Here is an 18,085-nt window from a genome sequence, read left to right on the forward strand (position 1 = left end):
TCGATAACCCCCGCTCTCACGATTCGGACCGGCCTCTACCAGGCGCTACGTAGTAGTCTCGGACCAATAGGTCAGGCGCGGAATCGGTTTGCAGTCCACAAGCGTCCACAGAAGCGGGGGTGCGTCGGCTCGATGGAAAATCCTGGATTTCTGCTTCGAACTGCCCGGCTGAGCCGAGGAGTGAGCCTTGCGGCGCTCGCCGCGAAAACCAACTACAGCAAGTCTCTGCTCGGGATGTTGGAGAACGGGCAGCGCGATGTGAAGCAAGAGCACATCGTCAGCTACTCGCGAGCGCTGAACATTCCGATCAGCGCCCTGATGGCACCATCACCGGACCCGATCCGAGTCGCACACGAATGGCTGGTGGGAGAATCCGAACCCAAGACACATGCCTCCGCTGGTCGGCGCGTCGGGGACGAGCTGGCGACCGAGATGGAACGACGTGTGGTCGAACTTCGGCATCTGGATGACAGCGTAGGTGGCGAGGACTTGTTCCCGCTGGTATTGCAGGAGTTCGAAAGCGCTCGGAAGATCATCACGGAATGCAGTTATTCCGATCGAGTCGGGAAGCGGCTGCTGACGGTCGCGGGTGAACTGGCACAACTCGCCGGGTGGGTGGCCAGCGACGCGGGCAGATACGACGACGCGCAGCGGCTTTATCTGAGCGGCGCATCCGCCGCCGATGACGCCGGAGACCGCGTGTTGACGGCGCAACTTCTGTCGAGTCTGAGCTACCAGATCGCCAATGTCGGGAATCCCAGCGAGGCGACGCTGCTCGCTCGCACCGCCGTCAAAGGCGCGACGGACGCACCCCCGGTAGTCCGCTCCTTGCTGACGGATCGCTTGGCGTGGGCATGCGCGCGCTCGCGAGATCGCGAGGGAGCCGAACGGGCGCTCGATGCGGTCGACGAATCGTATGATCGCAGGTCATCCGACATTTCCGAGCCCGAGTGGGTGTACTGGATGGACCGCACCGAGATAGACGTAATGGCAGGCAGGTGCTTGGTCGAGCTGGGCGAACCGGCCAAGGCGAGCGCACTGCTTTCCCGTGCGATCGGGCAACTCTCGGCCGACCGAGCTCGTGAAGTTGCCCTGTATCGCACCTGGCTCGCGGAGTCCTTCCTGAAGAAGCGGGAACTGGACGCAGCACGCGCCACCATTCGAGAGGCGGAGACGGCAGCCGCCACCGCCCACTCGGCGCGGTTGGATCGGCGGATCGCCGAAGTACGGGGAATGCTCACCGGCTCCCACAGCCATGCGAGCGGGCCTCACTGATGGCCTCGATCACCATGCGGCTAGGCATATCACCCTTGCCGAGCCAGCGTCCGGCAATTCGATACAAGGCCGATCACACATCGACGCATGCGGCCATTCGTGCCCGGAATGCCGGGGGTGCGAACGTTTCCGCATGGGCGCGGATGACGCGGGGGTCGTAGTGGGCGTTGTCGAAGTCGGCCATCGCCGCGGCTAGGCGGGTGACGACATCCGTATCGGTGCCCGGAGCGAGGTGTTCGCCTGTCACGCCCGGTCGTACCGTGTCGAGTGCGCCGCCGGCGCCGAGGGCGATCACCGGGGTACCGCAGGCCATGGCTTCGACCGGGACGATGCCGAAGTCTTCCACGCCGGGCATGAGCAGGGCTCGGCAGCGTTGGTACATCTCCCGCAGCGTGTCGGTAGAGGTGGCGCCCAGAAAAGTCGTCTCGGGTCCGGCGAGAGCTTCGAGCTGAGACCGGAAGCGTCCGTCGCCCAGGACGACCAGCCGTTTCCCGGCGACTCGAGCGGCGCGGATGGCGAGATCGGCGCGCTTGTAGGGAACGAGGCGACCGGCGTAGAGAAAGAAGTCCTCCCGGGCACGTGCGGGATCGGGGGTGAAACGGTCGACGTCGACGGGGGGATTGATCACGGTGGCGGTCAAACCCCACCAGTCGCGGATCCGGTCGGCGACGGCGGTCGAGTTGGCAATCACCCGGGCCAGGCGCGGCGCGGCGCGCAGCTCGGCATGGCGGGCCAGTGCGCCCACGGCGCCGAGGGCGAACTGGCCGGCCCGTCCGCCGGCTTCGCGGATGCGGAACTCTCGATCCCAGGCCCATCGGGCAGGGCTGTGCACATAGGCGATCACGGGTGCGTCGGTGGCCAGTGCGGCCTGGGTAGCGAATGAGTGGTGGCTGACGACCACGGCGTCATAGCCCCGCAACGGCATCCGGCGCAGGGACCGGGGGACGAGCGGCAGCAGAGGGGCGTGCCGGCCGCGGGTCAGCACGTGGGCGCGGGAGAGCCAGGTGTCGTGGACATGCTGGACGGGCGGGCGGATTCCGCTCGGCATGACGATCGGCGCGTAGATGTCCGCGCCGGGCCAGGTGCGGGCGAACTCCCCCACCACGGCTTCGGAGCCGCCGAATTCGGTGAACCGTTCGTGGACGATGGCGATGCGGGGTGCGGTCATCGAGATGTGCTCGCTTCGATCTGTCGGGGTGCGGCGGTGCGGCGAAGCGCGGGAGCGACCGATCGTCCGCGCAGCAGTCCATCGACGGTGCCGCGTTCGAGGGCGGTCCGGTATACCTGGGCCGCCGCCGCGCAAGCCGACAAGGTGGCGGCGATCGCGTCGTGGTCGTGTGCCGCCGAGGTGACGAAGGATTGCCCGAGTACTCCGCGCTGGAGCAGTTCTTGCAGGAACAAGGTGCGGAATGCCTGGCAGGGTTTTCCGTCGGAATCGAGGGTTTCGAAGATCAGACACGAGGAGCGACCGCGGACCCGGAGGTGATCGCCGATGCCGAGTTCGTCTGCTGATGCCGCGAATCCGGTCGCCAGCGCGGCGCCTGCCGCTTCCATGCGGGAGATCGGATCGCCGGTCCGGTAGGCCGCGGCGACCGCGCGGAAGGCCGCGAGCCCGCTGGTTTCCGGGCCGTGCGTGGTGGACAGCAGGAATACGCGGTCGGCGCCGGTGCGCAGGCCGCCCCGCTCGAGGTATTCGCGTCGTCCGGCGAGCGCCGAGATGGGGAATCCGTTACCCATGGCCTTGCCCCAGCAAGACAGGTCGGGAGTCACGCCGTAGACGGACTGGGCGCCGCCGGTGGCCCAGCGGAATCCGGTGATCATCTCGTCGAATACCAGCAAGGTGCCGTGCCGATCGCACAGGGCGCGTACCGCTTGGAGGTAGCCGGGCTCGGGTTCCGCCGTCGCGGTGGCCGCCTCCATGACGACCGCGGCCACGCTGTCGCCCGCCAGGACCGTGGCGAGAGCGTCGACGTCGTTGTAGGGGAACCGGACAATTTCGGCGCCGACATGCTCGGGGATGCCTGCCGACATCGGTGTCGTCGCGATGAACCAGTCGTCGACCGAGAAGAACGGCTGCTCGCAGACGGCGATCCGCCGGCGGCCGGACACGGCCCGGGCCAGCCGAACGGCGGCGGTGGTGGCATCGGAGCCGTTCTTGGCGAACTTGACCATGTCCGCACCGGGAACGAGGTCCAGGAAGTCCTCGGCCGCGAGTAGTTCCAGCTCGGTCGGCCTGCTGAAGTTCACCCCGTCGGCGATGGTGGTCGTCACGGCGTCGAGGACCGGTGCGTAGGCATGGCCGAGGGTGACCGAACGCAGGCCCATCCCGTATTCGACGTACTGGTTGCCATCGGCATCCCACACTCTGCATCCGTTGCCGCGCACCAGTATCGGCGCCATCTGCTCGGGATACTGGTCGGCTCCGCGGGCGTAGGTGTGAGCGCCGCCGGGCACCAGCTCGTGCAACCGACGCTGCAGCGCATTGCTGCGGGCGAACCCGTGGTGCGGTGGGACGTCGGGATGCGGATTCATCTGGTGCTCCGTGTGCGGTGCGGGCGGGATACCGGCGGGCAGCCGGGATAGCAGAGCGATGCCGGCGAAGTGTCGGACGGGGATTCGCTCCGGCGTCGAGAGGGTCGCGGGGCCGGCCGGAGGCGTTGTGGTCGTGCGTCGGGGCGCACCCGGTCGCCGAACTCACGGATCCGGCCATCCACGGACCGGCCGGCCACGGGTCGGCGCGTCATCCGGGGGCGGCCGGGCCGGCCGGATGACTGTACGCCCAGAGGTCGTGATCGCCGCGGGGTCCGAAGACATCGAGGTGCCCGCGCATCCGCCCCTCCTCGGTGAACCCGGCCGCGGCGACCGCAGCCGCGGCGGCGAGGTCGGATACCGGGATCGCGGTGGCGATGCGGAGGATTCCGAGCCGTTCGGTCGCATGGCGCACCAGCAGGCGGAGCACGCCGGCGCGGAGTTCCGGACGGGCCGAGGCATCGGTCCAGATGCTGAGCCGGATGTTGTGATCGAACATGTCCAGCCCGTGCAGCCGGGCTTCCCCGACGAAGCGGCCGTCGTCGAGGATCGTCAGCGTCAGTCCTGGCCGGGAACGCAGGCCGGTCCTGGCTTCGGCGAGTTCGGCCAGCCAGCGGCGCAGGGAATGTCGGCGCAGCCAGGCGGCGGGTGACATATGCGGGTCACGTGCCAGCGTCGCACGGTTGCGGATGCGGGCCGCGCGGCAGTGCCGGTAGTCGGAGACCCGGCGGGATCGCACCAGCACCCGGCCGTGGGCGTCGGAGCCGGTGAGGGCGATGACAGCGCTGCCACGAAGCCACCTGACCACCCGGCGCGCTCGGGACAACCGGAACCGCAGATGCGCTGCTGCGACGCTCGAGCGGGGCGGCCTGTGCGGGACGGCAGAGGCGGCGGGCAGTTGCGTCGTCATCGGGCGGAAGCGTTGCCGGGCCGGATACGCGGCGGCGAACCCGCGATCGGGCCGATCGGCGCGGATCACCGCCCACAACTCGTGGTCGCGGCGTGCGCCACCGGCATCGAAATAGGTGCTCATCCGGGCTTCGTACCGCAGGCCCGCCGCGGCCGCGATCTTGGCGGCGGCGATATTGCCGGGTGCGATCGGTGCGGTGATCCGCATGAGACCGAGACTGTCGAATCCGAAGTCCACCATCATGGCCAGCACGAGGCCACCGATGCCGCCGCGGGCGACGGCGGAGCCTATCCAGATTCCGAGCTCGGCGCTGCGGGCCGTCGCATCGATCGAGGTCAGTTCGACCTGCCCGGCGAATCGACCGGCTACCTCGACGACCATGCTCACCGACCCCCCGGCCCGTGCCCCGGCCCGGTTGTCGAGGCATTCCCGCGCCCAGTGGCGGGCGGTGTGGCGGTCGTGCCAGTCCTGCGCCGAACTAACCCAGTAGGGCTCGATGATCGCGCGATCGCGGAGCCGGATCCGCCGCCACTCGGCGAAGTCGTCGAAGCGCGGCGGCCGCAACCGGATCGCCGTTCCGAGGGGACCGGTGATGGTGGGCTGCGCTTCGGTGCGGCGGTGCGGGCGTCGGGTCATCCGCCGGGACGCTTCCTGCCGAGCGCTACGGTATTCAGCTTCCCGTCGTCGGAGACGGTGAGCCGCCAGTAGCCGCCGTCGGGCGCCTTGAGCACGGGACCGTTGTCAGCGTGCTCGCAGACCCAGCTTCCGTCGGCGGTCACCGCGGCGCGGACAGCGCCGTCACTGCTCTGTGCCTGGAACACGTCCGCGCCGTGCGGCCCCGCTTGGGACACCACGGTGCCGGTGAAGCGCGAAGTACGCATGCCCTTGCGGCCGATGACGGTCCACCCGGCCGGAAAGACCCCGTCGGGAATGTCGTCGGTGATGCCGGAGATCAATCCGACCGCGGTGCCTTCCGGACAGCCGGCCTGATCCACGCGCACCGGGATGCCCGGCGGCCGCGACTCCGCGTCGAAGATCACGTTCGCCAGATACGGCTGTCGGCAGTAGTTCAGTTCGAGCCCGACCGAGCGGGCCGCGACCTTCGCGTTGACCATGCCGAACTGCGCGGGTCCACCGCGCCCGTTCTCGCCGACCGACAGGGCGACCTCGGCTCCTTCGAACCACACGTTGGTCAGCCACCAGTCGTTGGCGGCGCCGTCGATACGCAGGTGGCGGTCGGTGGTGAGCGGGTTCTGGTCGGAGACGAATTCGACGTTGGTGAGTGCCAGCCCGGCGTTGTGGTCGTTGCCGGTGCCGAGGACGCCGGTGTGATTGCTGGTGAACTTCGAGGAGGTGACGTAGTTCTGGATACAGGATGTGGTCAGCCCGATCCCGAAGTTGTTGATATCGCAGTTGATGAAGGCGGTGCCGCCGGTGTTGTCGCGCAACACGACGCCGCGCTGGGTCAGGTACTGCGGATGGTTGTCGCTGAGGTGGTTGCCGCGCAGTACCACCGCGTCGAAGGAGCAGCGGAAGCATTCCGACAGCTCGACCGCGGTCGAGCCGGGACCCGTGGTGAAGATCCCCAGCCTGGCGAAACGGACCCGGCTGCGCTTGCGCAGCCGCACCAGAGTGCCGTTGCCCGCGTAGACGATCGTGGTGACGTCGGCGCCGTCGCCGAGAATCGTGGCATAGTCCGGCAGATCGGGCATCGACTCGACCCGGTAGTGCCCGGCGGGCAAGTAGAGCACCAGCGGCCCGTTCGGGTCCGCGGCCACGGCTGCGGCCAAGGCCTTGGTGTCGTCGGCGATACCGTCTCCGACGGCTCCGAAGTCCCGGACGTTGCGTGCCGCGGGCGCATCGGTGGTGGGCGAACGGAACTGCGGGTCGTCCGGCTCGGCTGTGGCGCAGGCGGCGGTGAGCGGAATCGCAGCCGCCGCACCCAGAGTCGCGGCGAGCAAGCGGCGCCGCCGGAGAAAGTCGTCGCTCATACCTTCATCCTTCCCACCAGCCGGTCCACCGCCGAACCGGGTGTGCGGTGGCTGACCATACCGGTCGGCCCGGCCGTGCCGAACGCGATCAGGGCGGCACGCAACTGCGGTTCGGTGAGTCGGCCGAGATCGGCGACGCCGAGGACAGCATCGGACAGGGGCGCCACGGCGACCGCGTCGGCGGCGGAGCTGACCGGCGCGGTCTCGATGACCACGCGGTAGTAACGCTCGCGCAGATCGGCGATGAGATGAGCGAAGTGCTCCGAGGCGATCAGGTCGGACGTGTCCGGCTCGATGTGCCCGATCGGCAGCACCGCGACCCCGGTCCCGCCCCAGTCGTCGGTGATCGCCCGGTCCAGTGGTACGCCGCCGCGCAACAGTGTCGTCAGGCCTGGACCTGGCATCGCACCGGAGCTTCCGCCGCCGGAGGTGTCGGCGTCGACGAGGATCACCGGATGACCGGCATCCGCGAAGGCCAGCGCCAGAGTGTGCGCCACCTCGGACCGTGATCGGTCGGTGAGGCTGGTGCATTCGATGGTCTGAGCGCCCCGCAGGTGATTGCGCAGTCGCCGGGCCGTCTCGGCGGCGGATTCACCGTCGTCGAAGGCGGCGAACACCGGAACCGGCGCGACATCGGCGAGGTTGCCGCTGGTGCGAATGCGCTTGTCGGTGCGTTCACGCAGGAATGCGGCGGCGAAGCCGAACAACAGTCCGCCGAACAGGCCGAGAGCGACGAACCGGCTCGCCCCGGGGCCGACCGGAGCGGCCGGTAGTCGGGCACGGTCGACGACCGAGACGCGGGCGGCGGGAGCAGCGCCGGTCTCGATGGACTCGAGACCGTCGATCAAGGCCCGGAATTGGGCGACCGTGGCGTCGGTGAGATCACGCGCAGCCTGTGCGCTGGGCGCGGAGACCGCGATCTCCAGGATCGTGCTGGCGGGCGGCGACGAGGCGGTGATCCGGCCGCGGAACTCATCCGCGGATTCCGTCAGTCCTTGATCGTGGACGACCCGCTCCGCGACCGCGGCGCTGGTGGCCAGTTCGAGATAGGACCGCACGCGCTGCTGGGCCGCCAGGCCGCCCTGGTAGGAATCGTTGACCGAGGTACCGGTGGCCATCGAGACGTACATGGTGCTACTGGCCACGTACGTCACCGCCCGCGACGAGGCGTACCAGACGGCGGCCACCGTGACGGTCAGCGCGATGACGGCGATCAGCACCAACCGCCGCCGAACGATGTGCCAGATGTCGATCAAACCCATGGACTGCGACCTCATGTCTTCGTAACTGCTGAAGCGTGCGCCGGTGCCGGGAGCGGCGTCGGGCGGCGGCGGAATTCCGTGACGATCAGATGGACGAACCAGGCGAGCACGGCCGACTGCGCGAATTTGCCGAGATTCTCGAAGCTGCCGAGGATGCCGCGTTCGAACAGGGTGGAGGCGCCGGTGATCGCGAGCCCGAGCACCAGGACGGGGAAGTGCCGCCGATACAGCGATCGCTCCCAGGCGAGCAGCAGCACGAAGGTGAACACGACGGCGACAACCACGCCGGCCTCGCCGCCGAGCACATAGCCTTCGTTCACGTTGCCCTCCGCGAGGGACACCGACACGGTGCTCATATCCACTGACGCGCCACGCACGTCGTTCGCCCAGGCCGTGCCGGATTGGAGCTTCTCGGCACCGAGCACCTGCGCCGGGATCAGGCTGAGGCTCGCGTGGTGCAGTACCTCGCCGGGGGACAACCAGCCGCCCGGGCCGACAAAGTAGGCATCGGTGGCGGCTTCGAGCAGGTCGAAGCGCCGCAGGATACTCAGGAACGGCCGGACGTTCGCCGGGTAGCGGGAGTCGACGACGGTGGCGTCGAGGGCGGCCGTGCCGGAGTTCTTGAACGACTGCAGCCAGCCGAATCCGGCGACGCCGAGCACGCCGATCAGTGCCACACCGATCGTGGTGCGCCGGTTCCAGCCGAGCATCGAAAACCGTACGGCCAGAGCGAGTGCGGCGGCGAGGATCGGTGTCTTGGACTGCACGGCCGACGACCAGTACAGCTCACCCGCGAAGAGCGCGCCGAGCACCAGCGCCGTGGTCTGCGGCCGGGCCGGCCGGAGGAAGACGATCATCCCGAGCGCCGCGATCCCGGCGAATGTGGCGACAAAACTGAGCAGGGGGTTGCCGCTGCTGACCTCACCCGCAGTGCCAAGCGATCCGGTGGCCACCGAGGCCGCCCGACCCAACAGCCCGAGCGCGTAGAGCACCAGCAGCGTCGGCATCACGTCGGGGTCCGCGACTGCGGCCGGGACGGGGCGAGGCGGGTGCCGACGCCGCCAGAGCGCGTAACCGATCACCAGCAGCGCGTAACACCACAAGCCGAACACGACGTGGTCGAGCACCAGACCGATTCCGCGGTCGTACCCCAGACCAGCCAGCCGGGGGTCGGAGATGTTGTCGCCGTAATGCGGGTCCGGCTGCACCGCGAGCAGCACCAGCGGCCGCGCCACGTAGGACAGCGACCAGAACAGGGCCTGCGCGATGAAGAACACGCGGGTGATGCCGGGAACCCACAGTGCGGCCGCGGCAACCGTGACCAGTGCGGCGGCGACGGCGGCTATATCGGTGTAGGCGTTCAGTTCGCGACCTCCGCGGCGAGGCCGACGATCTGCCGGGCGCGATCCACGTAACGATGCCCCGCGGCGGTGATCCGCCGGTGCCCGGCCGCCGCGATCTCGGCCGCCCGGTCCGGGTGGGAGGCAACCCAATCGAGAATCGAGACCAGCTCGTCGGTGCCGTCGAACAGGAAGCACTCGACGGTGTCGCGCAGCAGGTCGGCGTGTTCGCCGGTGCGTTCACCGACGAACAATCCGCCGGCGGCGGGCACCTCGAAGGTACGGCAGGTGTGGGTGTCGCGGTTGCCGGAGTTGAGCAGCACCAGATTGGCTGTCACCTCGGCGACCGCGGCCGAATACCCGGGACCGTATACCGCGCCGCCGACGACAGCGCGGGTGGCACGCAACTCCGAAACGCGGCGCCAGCCGGGGCCACGAACCAGCAGACGCGGTCCGTAGCGGCGTGCCAGGGACACCAGTTCGGCGCGGCGGTCGGGCCGGCACACTCCGATGAAGCCGACCAGATAGTCACCCGCGCCGCGGCGCGCCGCCGGATGATGCCAGGCCGGGTCGTAAGCGCTGAGCACGAACTCGGCGGCACGGACGCCACGCGCCCGCAGCTCCGGCACGTTGTGCTGTTTGGTGGTGACGATCAGGTCCCAGCCGGCTTCCGCGGCCAGGTAGGCATCGGTGAGGTTCTCGGGGTTGGACACGTCGTCGGGGCTGTAGTGCACGTGCAGTGCGGCGGGCACATCGAGCAGTCGCTGCTGATCGAGATGGATTCCCTTGAACACGAACAGCATGTCGGGCCGGAACGTGGCGGCGTTGCGTTCGATCTGGGTGTGTACTCGTTCGACCGTGCGCCGGTCGCGCCGACCGGTCGCCTTCGCGTACGCCCACGGGGGCGAGAGCCTGGCCGGGAGCGTCACCGGTGTGGAGTCGACCACCAGCACGTCGTGGCCTGCCTGACGGAAACCGTCGGCCAGCGAACGTGCGTTGCTGCCGAGCCAGTCGTCGCCGACGAACAGAATTCTCATGGTCAGTTCTCCCTCCGGGGCACGACAGGCAGCGGCACGGTGTCGGCATCGGCGCGATCGCGGCGGGCCAGGAACCGCACTCGCAGCAGATGCCAGGTGGCGACGGTGATTTCGGCCAGCAGCAGGCCGTAGACCAAGGTGTGCACCGAGCGGGTCCAGACGGTCAGCAGCAGTGCGCCGATGGCGACGAGAGTCCCGAGCAGCGCGCCGATCAGGACCCCGGTGGTGTCCTGGCGCACCGGCAGAATGGCCGTGGTGATGAACGAGGTGACCGTCGTGGCGGGCAGAATCAGCACCTCGATCCGCAACAGACCGGTGGACGCGGCGAATTCGGTACCGAAGACCAGCCGGATCAGCAGGGGCGCGGCCAGCCAGATACCCGCCGCGGCGAGTGCGGCGACGGCGACGGTCACGGCCAGCGCCTGCATGCTGTGCCGCCAGAACCCGAGATGGTTGCCGCGCTTGGCCATTCGTGGCAGCAGCGCGAAACCGATGGCGTCGAGCAGTGATTGGACCGCGCGCACCAGGCGGTCGCCGGCCGAGTACAGGCCCAGCGAGACGGCGTCTAGCACGGCCGAGTACAGCGTCGCCGCGCCCTGCCCGTAGCCGGTGACCAGCAACCGGGAGACGAACACCGGCACGCTGCGGCGCAGCACGACGCCGTAATAGCGGGGGCGGGCCGGCGACCCGTACCGGCGCCAGGCATCCCACCATGTCAGTGCCACCGTCGGCACGGAGGACAGCAATAGGCACAGCAGGGCGACGTGCGGGTTCGGCAACTGCGGAAGCAGGCCGACCAGCAGCCCGAGATAGCACAGCCGGCCGATGGTCTGATACGCGGTGGAGGTGCCGAACCGCCCCTCACCGATGAGCAGCCAGTCCTCCGACAGGGACCAGAAGCCACCGACGAACAGGCCGAGCAGCACCATCTGCGCGGCTTCGGGCGCGCGTAGGGCCAAGGTCACGGCGAGCGCGACACCGAACAGCGTCGCCGTGGCGAGACGGATGGCCAGATAGTCGCCACGCAGCTGGTTGATCTCCCGCAACCGGGTGTCCTTGCGGGCGTTGATCTCCGGCACCCGGGCGGACAGGAACTGCGTGACTCCCAGGTCCACGACGAGCGAGCCGATGAAGTAGGCCGACATGCCGATGGCGAGCAGGCCGAGGCCGTGGGCGCCGAGTACCCGGGCGATCAGCGGCACGGTGACGACCGTGACGATGTACTGACCGTATCTGCCGAAACTCACCAGTGCGATATCGCCGAGTACCTCGAACCGGCTCGGCTTGCTGTGCGCGCCACCACCGCCCGGCCCGCGAGCCCCGTCGGCGCGACGGTGCACCCCGCCGGGACGCGGGGGCAGTTCGACCCGAGGGAAGACGTCAGTGGTCAGCGTGGCGAGGTAATCGGGTTCGGTCACGGCGGCGCCACTTCGTCGAGGAAGCGGGTGACCACCCGTGCCGTGCTGCCGATGTCGAAGTCGCGGGCGCGGTCGGCGCCCGCGGCGGCGATCCGGGCGCGCGCGGCCGGATCGCCGAGCAGTTCGGTGAGAGCCGTGGTGAGCGCGGCTTCGTCACCGGCGGGCACCAGTCGGCCGGTACGCCCGTCGGCGATGATCTCGGCCGGGCCGCCGGGCACCGTCGCGATCACCGCGCAGCCTGCGGCCATGCCTTCCACAACCACCTGCCCGAACGGCTCGGGCAGCACCGAGCAGTGCACGAGTACGTCGGCCTCGGCGAGATACCGGTCGGGGTCGTCGACGTGACCGGTGAATGTCACGGCCAGGCCGAGTTCGTCAGCGAGTTGTTCCAGGTACTGCCGGAAGGGTTGTTCATCGAAAAACGTCCCGCCGACGAGGTACACCGCCGCGGGCCGGGTCGGCACCGCCGCCAGGGCACGCAGAAAAACGTCCTGGCCTTTCCAGGGGCTCAGCCGTCCCACGACGACCACGACCGCCTCGGCGGCCGCGCGGGTGCGGGGCGGCGGCGGTGTGGCGGGCAGGGCGACGCCCGGGTAAGCCACGACCACCGGGATGCGCGCGGGCAGTGTCTTACGGGTGCCGTGACTGTTGGCGAGCAGTCCCCGGCAGAACAGAGCGGCCAGCAGCCGGATAGTGGTGGCAGGGAGCAGGCCGAAGTAGTCCCGGGTTACTCGGTCGTGGACCTGCCAGACGAGCGGCACCCGGGCGCGACGGGCCGCGACCGCTCCCAGCACCAGCGCCTTGGTGCTCTCGGCGACCAGCACCCGAGCGCGCAAGTCGCGGACCGCGCCCCCGACCGCCCAGCCCAGCCGCAGTAGCGCGAGAAACCCGCTGATCAGCCGCAACGGGCCGGATCCGATGGTCATCGCCCGGCTGTCGAATCGGCCGGTCACGACACGGGTGTCGATCCCCGCGTCGCGGGCACGGGCCGGCACCGGGCCGTCCTCGGTGCACACCAGCGCCACTTCGGTGCCATGCGCGCGCAGCGTGCGCAGCAGCCGCAGGGTGGCCAATTCGGCTCCGGACGGCGCGGCGGTATGGCCGAGGAAGACGGCGGGCCCGGTCATGCGAGCTGCCGATACAGTGCGGCGTGCCGCTGTGCGGCGGCATGCCAGCTGAAGGTCTCCGCGTGGGCGCGGCACTGCTCCGGCGCCGGCCGACGGCCGGAGATCGCCGCGCTGATCCGAGCCGCGAGCGCGGTGGGGTCGCCGGGCGGCACGATCAGCGAGGGGTCCAGGCCCCGCACGGCGTCGGGCAGACCACCGCACCGGGTGACCACCGGCGCCCGGCCCGCGGCGAGCGACTCGAGGGCGATCAGGCCGAATCCCTCCAGGGCCACCGTCGGCACCACGGTGAGCGCGGCGGCGGTGTAGCGGGCGGCGAGCTCATGGTCGGGAATCCGGCCGGTGAACTCGACGCTGGCCTCGAGCCGGCCCTCGGTGGCTCCGCGCCGGAGATCCGACTCGGCGCTGCCGGCCCCGACGATGACCAGACGAGCCTCCGGGTGCTCGGCGAGCACCCCGGGCCACGCGCGCAGCAACACATCGATCCCCATCCGGCGCTCCAGCCGCCGCACACACAGGACGACCGGCGGGGACGCGGGGACCGGGGCAGCTCGGAACCGGGTGAGATCGACTCCGGGCGCGATCACCTCGATGCGATCGGACGCGATGCGGTAGTCGTCGGACAACAAAGCGCGGAAGTGTTCGGAAAGCACGACGAAACGATCCGCGCGAACGTATCGCAAACATTCGATGAGGTATTTGGCGAAGGCCGCGGCGGGATGTTGTCCGTGCATTCGGCTTTCCGCTGCCCACGGACCGTGGAAATGCACGACCAGTGGTAGCCGACGACCACGCCGGTCCCTGGCGGCCGGGCCGTAGAGGCAGAAGTGGCGATCCACGACGGTGCCGGGGTCCAACGCGTCGCGAGCGCAGAACGCGGTGCGGGCGCGACGCAGTGTCGACCCGCCGACCGGCCCCCAGGACCGGGCACCGGCAACCGTCCGGTCGGGTCGGCCGAATGCGGCGGCGGACAACGAAATCCCGGGAACGTCCAGCAATGCGCCGTGCAAGTCCATGAAGTATCGGCCCAGGCCGCCGGGCGCGGCGCCGAACCATTCCGATCCGGTCATGTGCACCTTCACCGCGCCGGAAGCGCTGTTCATGACCCGATCCCCGCATCCCGCAGGCCGCACCGTGGAGTCGTCTGCCGAACTCGTTCGCGGCCGGGAAGTATCGGGTCGACCACCGGATTCGACCTTCTCACGCGGATGCGCGGTATCCGATATTCAGCACCGGACATCACGAGTCCGGATGCCGGCTCGGAGCGAAATATGGCATAGTCTGGGCAATTACGAGGCAATGTCCGATTCCGATTCTGACAAAGGGGCGGCTGGCGATGCGGAAACTGTCGGTGTGCGTGCCGGCCTACAATGCGGAACGAACGCTGTCCGCGACCCTGGATTCGGTACTGGCCCAAGATCTCGATTTCGAAGTCGTGATCCTCGACAACGCGAGCACCGACCGCACCGGTGACATCGCGCGGGCGCGGCGCGATCCGCGGGTGCGTGTCCTGCGCAATGATCGCGTACTGCCGATCGGCGCGAATTGGGACCGGGCGATCCGGGAATCCACCGGGGACCTCGTGAAGGTGGTCTGTGCCGACGACATTCTGCGTCCCGGCGCCCTCGCCGCGCAGTCGGCGGTGTTCGACGACAACGCGATCGCGTTGTGCGCGGGCAAGTTCGACGTGATCGACGAGTCCGGCGACATCCTCGAGACCGGGCTGGGGCTGCCGCAGCTGATCGGCCGGCACGGCAGCCGCCATCTGGCCCGGGTGATCGTGCGTCGGGGGGCGGCCGAATTCGGCCCCACCGCGGCCGCCATGTTCCGGCGTACCGACTACGACGCCGTCGGCGGACTGCGCGGCGACCTCGTATTTCCGATGGATGTGGACCTGTTCGCCCGCGTCGGCAGCCGCGGCGGTTTCGTCGGGCTCGGCGACATCGTGGCCGCATGGCGGAACTCCACGTTCAACCTGTGCAGTCGCACATCGACCCGCAGCAAGCTCACCGAGCAGCTGCGATTCCACCATCGGCTGGGCGCGGATCACCCGGAGCTCGTCGGTCCGTCCGACGTGCTGGCCGGTGACCTGCGCCTGGTCCGCGCGCTGGGGACGCGGCTGCGGGTGCGCGCGCGGGCCGCGGTCGGCCGCTGAACAAGACCGCGGTTGCTGCTGTCGGGAAGTGGCCACCGCCGATCACACCGTCGAGGCCGTGCTGCCGACATCCGCGGTGCCGCCGCTCGGCGATACCAGGTCGGCGCAGCGGCGCCCGCGCACGGGTCCGACCGGCTCGGTGACGGCGGCGAGCCCGAGACCGCCGGACCGGTCGGCCACGACCATCGGCGCCGTGGCCGGCGCGGCCGAGAGGGTCGGCGAATGCGCCTGAAGTCGGCGCATCCGAGGGGTGGTGTTCATCGGTACGGCTGTCCTCGCTCGGGATCTGCTGGCCGGGTGCGGCCCGTGAATTGTGGCTGTCGGGATGGCGTCACAGGGTCGGGGGCCGGTCATCCACACCTCCTTCTCTCGGTCCGCGGGGATCGTCGACGAACCAGCGGCCGTCGAGTTCTGGAAGTCCGGTCGACACTTCATCCAGTAGGTCGGGCAGCGTCAACAGCACTCGGTCGGGTGCTGCCGCGATCAGATCCCGCGGGCTGATGATCGGAATGTCGGTGCCGGGCATCCGGCGTCCCCGTTTGGCGGGCGCGGCGTCGGCGACTCCGGCGACAAGTCCCTGGTGCGCACCGGCCAGCGACAGCAGGGCAACCGCCCGGGACGCGGCGCCGTAGGCGTAGACGCGCTGCTGTGCCGCGGCCGCATCGATCAGCCAGTTCCGCAGCGCGCGCACGTGATCGTTCACGAATCGCTGGAGCCGATGCAGCGATTCCGGGGTGATGAGTTCGCGTTCGCGGGCCAGGATCTCGCGCACGGTGTGGTCGGGCTCGGTAGGGCCGCGGCGAGCCGCTACCAGCACCGTCCCGCCGTAGAGGTCGAACTCCCACGCGGTGGTCACGCCCATGCCCGCGGCGGCGAGCGCCATGGTCAGCGCATGCAGGGAGTAGTACGCGAAATGCCCGTGCCGCAACGCGTTCCACTGCCGCTGTGCCACGATGGCGGCCAGCGAGTGGTACTGCAGCAGGAGCAGCCCGTCCGGTGCGGTGGCCGCGGCGCGTGCGGCGAACGCGGCCCGCTGGTCGGGTTCGTGCATGATGCCGAAACAGTCCACGACCAGGTCCGCGAGCGTCGCGTCCGCTTCGGTGCAGCCACGCTCGGCCAGTAGCGGCAGCCAGGAACCACCATGCGGACTGCCGAACTCGATGACTGTGCGCCCGCGCAGCAGGCCGGCCGCGTCGACCCGGGCGATCGCATCGGCTGCTTGATCGCGGAGGGCCCGCGGCTCCACGCCGCGGGGCTCGGCGGCCACGGTGTCGTCTTCGGCGAGCTGCGCCAGCTCGCAGTGGGGGCACCGCACCATCCGCAGCGGATGCGTGGTCTCCGCCGATGTCACCGGCCGGGCCGCGGGCGGGAAATCATCGGCTGCGGGCACCGTCCCGAGATCGAGGACGGTGTGCAGAACGGCGCCGGAGCAGGCGCGGCAGCGGCCGGTCATGGCACGATGTCGGTGTGCGTATCGAGCAGACCGCCCTGGTCGGCGTGGTGGCGCTGGTCCCAGCGCCCGTCCGGGACGACCGCGGCCTGTTCACTCGGACCTTCGATGCCGCCGAATTCGACTCCCATCTGGGGATTCCGGGGATCTCGGCCGGTTTCGTGCAGGACTCGCAATCCAGGTCGCGCCGTGGGGTGGTGCGCGGCATGCACGGCCGGTCCGGGCGTGGGGAGGCCAAACTGGTCCGCTGCGCACACGGCGCGGTGTATGACGTGCTGGTCGACATCCGGCCGTCGTCGCCGACGTTCGGCCGGACGCAGGCGTTCCGGCTCGATGACGAGGAGTTCCGGCACCTGTACGTACCGCCGGGCTTTCTGCACGGATTCCAAGCACTCACCGACACCGCCGATGTGTGCTATCGCATCGATCGGCCGCACGATCCCGCCGAGGATCTCAGCGTCGCCTTCGACGATCCGGACTTGGGGATCGCCTGGCCGCTGCCGGTGACGGCGGTGTCGGATCGCGACGCGAACGCCGGACGATGGAGCCATCTGCGGGCTACCCTGTCACCGGCGCGGTGACCGCACGCAGTCGCGGGTCCAGTGCGCCGGACGCTCGCAGCCGCTGCAGCCGCGCGAGCCGGGTGAATCGCTGGAAGAAGTCCTCTTGGGTGAGGCCGCGCTGGGTGTATTCGCGGTAGAGCTCGGCGGCGCCGTCGGACACCGACCACTGCGCCTCGAAGCCGAGCACCGCGCGGGCGGCGGAGAAGTCGACCCGGTACGAGCGGGGGTCGGCCCCGGTCTCCCCGGTGATCAGCAGTCGCGAACCCGGCACGGTGGCCACTACCGCCTCGGCGATCTCGGCCACGGTGAGGTTGTTTCGCTCCGTGCCGATGTTGAACGCCCGGCCGGCGACGGCCGTCGCCGGTGCGGTGAGGCAGCGTTCGAACGCCGCCGCGATGTCGCGGGCGTGGACCAGCGGCCGCCAGGGCGTGCCGTCGGAGAGCACCTTGACCGCACCGGTGAGTACGGCGTGTCCGACGAGGTTGTTGAGCACGATGTCAGCGCGGGGACGAGGCGAGAATCCGAATGCGGTGGCATTGCGCAGGAAGACGGGAACGAAGTGGTCGTCGGCCAGCGCCGCGACATCGTCTTCGACCCGCACCTTCGACTCGGCGTACGGGGTGATCGGCCGCAGCGGCGCCGACTCGGTCACCAGCTCGTCTCCGGCGGCGCCATACACCGAGCAGGTGGAGGCGTACAGGAACCGGGACACACCGGCTTCTTTCGCGAGCCGAGCCAGACGCACCGAGGCGCGATGGTTGATCTCGTGGGTGACTTCCGGCGCGAGCGCGCCAAGGGGATCATTGGACAGCGCGGCGAGATGGACGACCGCATCGATGCCGCGAAGGGCATCGATCTCCACCGATCGCAGGTCGAGGCACAGGCCCGCCGGGTCGCCGGAGAACTCACCGAGCAGGCAGTCGGCGAACCAGCCGGTGTCGAGCCCGACGACTTCGTGCCCGGCGGCTCGCAGTACCGGGACCATGACGGTGCCCAGGTATCCCTGATGCCCGGTGACCAGGACTCGCATC

General features: G+C 69.6%; 16 protein-coding genes. 3 read left to right on the forward strand and 13 right to left on the reverse strand.

Features of this window, described 5'->3' with window-relative positions:
- Window positions 1-132 precede the first annotated feature (132 nt).
- Entirely contained in the window at window positions 133-1,275 is a 1,143-nt protein-coding gene (locus ACGF7Y_RS09335) for a helix-turn-helix domain-containing protein (protein ID WP_393233078.1), read from the forward strand.
- A 73-nt stretch (window positions 1,276-1,348) separates the two neighbouring features.
- On the opposite strand, the gene ACGF7Y_RS09340 is transcribed toward ACGF7Y_RS09335, so the two are convergent.
- The 10 genes from ACGF7Y_RS09340 to ACGF7Y_RS09385 form a co-directional block, all read right to left on the reverse strand.
- On the reverse strand, window positions 1,349-2,443 hold the full coding sequence (locus ACGF7Y_RS09340) for a glycosyltransferase (protein WP_393231341.1): 1,095 nt from the start codon (window positions 2,441-2,443) through the stop codon (window positions 1,349-1,351).
- Window positions 2,440-3,807, reverse strand: coding sequence for a glutamate-1-semialdehyde 2,1-aminomutase (locus tag ACGF7Y_RS09345; RefSeq protein WP_393231343.1), 1,368 nt, complete (start codon window positions 3,805-3,807; stop codon window positions 2,440-2,442). The genes ACGF7Y_RS09340 and ACGF7Y_RS09345 overlap by 4 nt, the downstream gene beginning before the upstream one ends.
- A 208-nt stretch (window positions 3,808-4,015) precedes the next feature.
- Window positions 4,016-5,350, reverse strand: coding sequence for a GNAT family N-acetyltransferase (locus tag ACGF7Y_RS09350; protein WP_393231346.1), 1,335 nt, complete (start codon window positions 5,348-5,350; stop codon window positions 4,016-4,018).
- Window positions 5,347-6,705 carry a glycosyl hydrolase family 28-related protein gene (locus ACGF7Y_RS09355; protein ID WP_393231348.1) on the reverse strand — a complete coding sequence of 453 codons (1,359 nt, stop codon included), beginning with the start codon at window positions 6,703-6,705 and terminating at the stop codon, window positions 5,347-5,349. The genes ACGF7Y_RS09350 and ACGF7Y_RS09355 overlap by 4 nt, the downstream gene beginning before the upstream one ends.
- On the reverse strand, window positions 6,702-7,967 hold the full coding sequence (locus tag ACGF7Y_RS09360; protein WP_393231350.1) for a protein tyrosine kinase: 1,266 nt from the start codon (window positions 7,965-7,967) through the stop codon (window positions 6,702-6,704). The genes ACGF7Y_RS09355 and ACGF7Y_RS09360 overlap by 4 nt, the downstream gene beginning before the upstream one ends.
- A gap of 11 nt (window positions 7,968-7,978) precedes the next feature.
- Window positions 7,979-9,244 carry a hypothetical protein gene (locus tag ACGF7Y_RS09365; RefSeq protein ID WP_393231353.1) on the reverse strand — a complete coding sequence of 422 codons (1,266 nt, stop codon included), beginning with the start codon at window positions 9,242-9,244 and terminating at the stop codon, window positions 7,979-7,981.
- 83 nt (window positions 9,245-9,327) lie between these two features.
- Window positions 9,328-10,344: a glycosyltransferase gene (locus tag ACGF7Y_RS09370; RefSeq protein ID WP_393231356.1), complete on the reverse strand. Its 1,017-nt coding sequence runs from the start codon at window positions 10,342-10,344 to the stop codon at window positions 9,328-9,330.
- A gap of 2 nt (window positions 10,345-10,346) precedes the next feature.
- Entirely contained in the window at window positions 10,347-11,600 is a 1,254-nt protein-coding gene (locus ACGF7Y_RS09375; RefSeq protein ID WP_393233081.1) for a lipopolysaccharide biosynthesis protein, read from the reverse strand.
- Window positions 11,601-11,758: 158 nt separating this feature from the next.
- Complete coding sequence (locus ACGF7Y_RS09380) at window positions 11,759-12,889, reverse strand: glycosyltransferase family 4 protein (protein WP_393231358.1); 1,131 nt, start codon at window positions 12,887-12,889, stop codon at window positions 11,759-11,761.
- Entirely contained in the window at window positions 12,886-13,962 is a 1,077-nt protein-coding gene (locus tag ACGF7Y_RS09385; RefSeq protein ID WP_393233084.1) for a glycosyltransferase family 4 protein, read from the reverse strand. Before ACGF7Y_RS09385 ends, ACGF7Y_RS09380 begins: the two co-directional genes overlap by 4 nt.
- A gap of 260 nt (window positions 13,963-14,222) precedes the next feature.
- Between ACGF7Y_RS09385 and ACGF7Y_RS09390 the strand changes: the two genes are divergently transcribed.
- The gene (locus ACGF7Y_RS09390) at window positions 14,223-15,041 is read left to right on the forward strand and encodes a glycosyltransferase family 2 protein (RefSeq protein WP_393231361.1); all 819 of its coding nucleotides are present in this window, start codon (window positions 14,223-14,225) and stop codon (window positions 15,039-15,041) included.
- A 42-nt stretch (window positions 15,042-15,083) separates the two neighbouring features.
- On the opposite strand, the gene ACGF7Y_RS09395 is transcribed toward ACGF7Y_RS09390, so the two are convergent.
- Together ACGF7Y_RS09395 and ACGF7Y_RS09400 are read right to left on the reverse strand one after the other, a co-directional pair.
- Window positions 15,084-15,302, reverse strand: a complete 219-nt coding sequence (locus tag ACGF7Y_RS09395; RefSeq protein WP_393231364.1) for a hypothetical protein — start codon at window positions 15,300-15,302, stop codon at window positions 15,084-15,086.
- 70 nt (window positions 15,303-15,372) lie between these two features.
- Entirely contained in the window at window positions 15,373-16,494 is a 1,122-nt protein-coding gene (locus ACGF7Y_RS09400) for a class I SAM-dependent methyltransferase (protein ID WP_393231366.1), read from the reverse strand.
- A gap of 14 nt (window positions 16,495-16,508) precedes the next feature.
- Here ACGF7Y_RS09400 and ACGF7Y_RS09405 point away from each other — a divergent pair, with 14 nt between their 5' ends.
- Window positions 16,509-17,072 carry a dTDP-4-dehydrorhamnose 3,5-epimerase family protein gene (locus ACGF7Y_RS09405; RefSeq protein ID WP_393231368.1) on the forward strand — a complete coding sequence of 188 codons (564 nt, stop codon included), beginning with the start codon at window positions 16,509-16,511 and terminating at the stop codon, window positions 17,070-17,072.
- Here ACGF7Y_RS09405 and ACGF7Y_RS09410 read toward each other — a convergent pair.
- Window positions 17,050-18,084: an NAD-dependent epimerase/dehydratase family protein gene (locus tag ACGF7Y_RS09410; RefSeq protein WP_393231371.1), complete on the reverse strand. Its 1,035-nt coding sequence runs from the start codon at window positions 18,082-18,084 to the stop codon at window positions 17,050-17,052. The genes ACGF7Y_RS09405 and ACGF7Y_RS09410 overlap by 23 nt on opposite strands.
- Between the last annotated feature and the right edge of the window lies 1 nt (window position 18,085).

Origin of the sequence: Nocardia sp. NPDC047654, from assembly GCF_043205035.1 — a bacterium.
Classification (GTDB): Bacteria; Actinomycetota; Actinomycetes; order Mycobacteriales; family Mycobacteriaceae; genus Nocardia.

Bases quoted from the DNA above. Each gene is read 5' to 3' on its own strand.
- ACGF7Y_RS09335 (WP_393233078.1), top strand. From the start codon at position 133: ATGGAAAATCCTGGATTTCTGCTTCGAACTGCCCGGCTGAGCCGAGGA.
- ACGF7Y_RS09340 (WP_393231341.1), bottom strand. From the start codon at position 2,443: ATGACCGCACCCCGCATCGCCATCGTCCACGAACGGTTCACCGAATTC.
- ACGF7Y_RS09345 (WP_393231343.1), bottom strand. From the start codon at position 3,807: ATGAATCCGCATCCCGACGTCCCACCGCACCACGGGTTCGCCCGCAGC.
- ACGF7Y_RS09350 (WP_393231346.1), bottom strand. From the start codon at position 5,350: ATGACCCGACGCCCGCACCGCCGCACCGAAGCGCAGCCCACCATCACC.
- ACGF7Y_RS09355 (WP_393231348.1), bottom strand. From the start codon at position 6,705: ATGAGCGACGACTTTCTCCGGCGGCGCCGCTTGCTCGCCGCGACTCTG.
- ACGF7Y_RS09360 (WP_393231350.1), bottom strand. From the start codon at position 7,967: ATGGGTTTGATCGACATCTGGCACATCGTTCGGCGGCGGTTGGTGCTG.
- ACGF7Y_RS09370 (WP_393231356.1), bottom strand. From the start codon at position 10,344: ATGAGAATTCTGTTCGTCGGCGACGACTGGCTCGGCAGCAACGCACGT.
- ACGF7Y_RS09380 (WP_393231358.1), bottom strand. From the start codon at position 12,889: ATGACCGGGCCCGCCGTCTTCCTCGGCCATACCGCCGCGCCGTCCGGA.
- ACGF7Y_RS09390 (WP_393231361.1), top strand. From the start codon at position 14,223: ATGCGGAAACTGTCGGTGTGCGTGCCGGCCTACAATGCGGAACGAACG.
- ACGF7Y_RS09395 (WP_393231364.1), bottom strand. From the start codon at position 15,302: ATGAACACCACCCCTCGGATGCGCCGACTTCAGGCGCATTCGCCGACC.
- ACGF7Y_RS09400 (WP_393231366.1), bottom strand. From the start codon at position 16,494: ATGACCGGCCGCTGCCGCGCCTGCTCCGGCGCCGTTCTGCACACCGTC.
- ACGF7Y_RS09410 (WP_393231371.1), bottom strand. From the start codon at position 18,084: ATGCGAGTCCTGGTCACCGGGCATCAGGGATACCTGGGCACCGTCATG.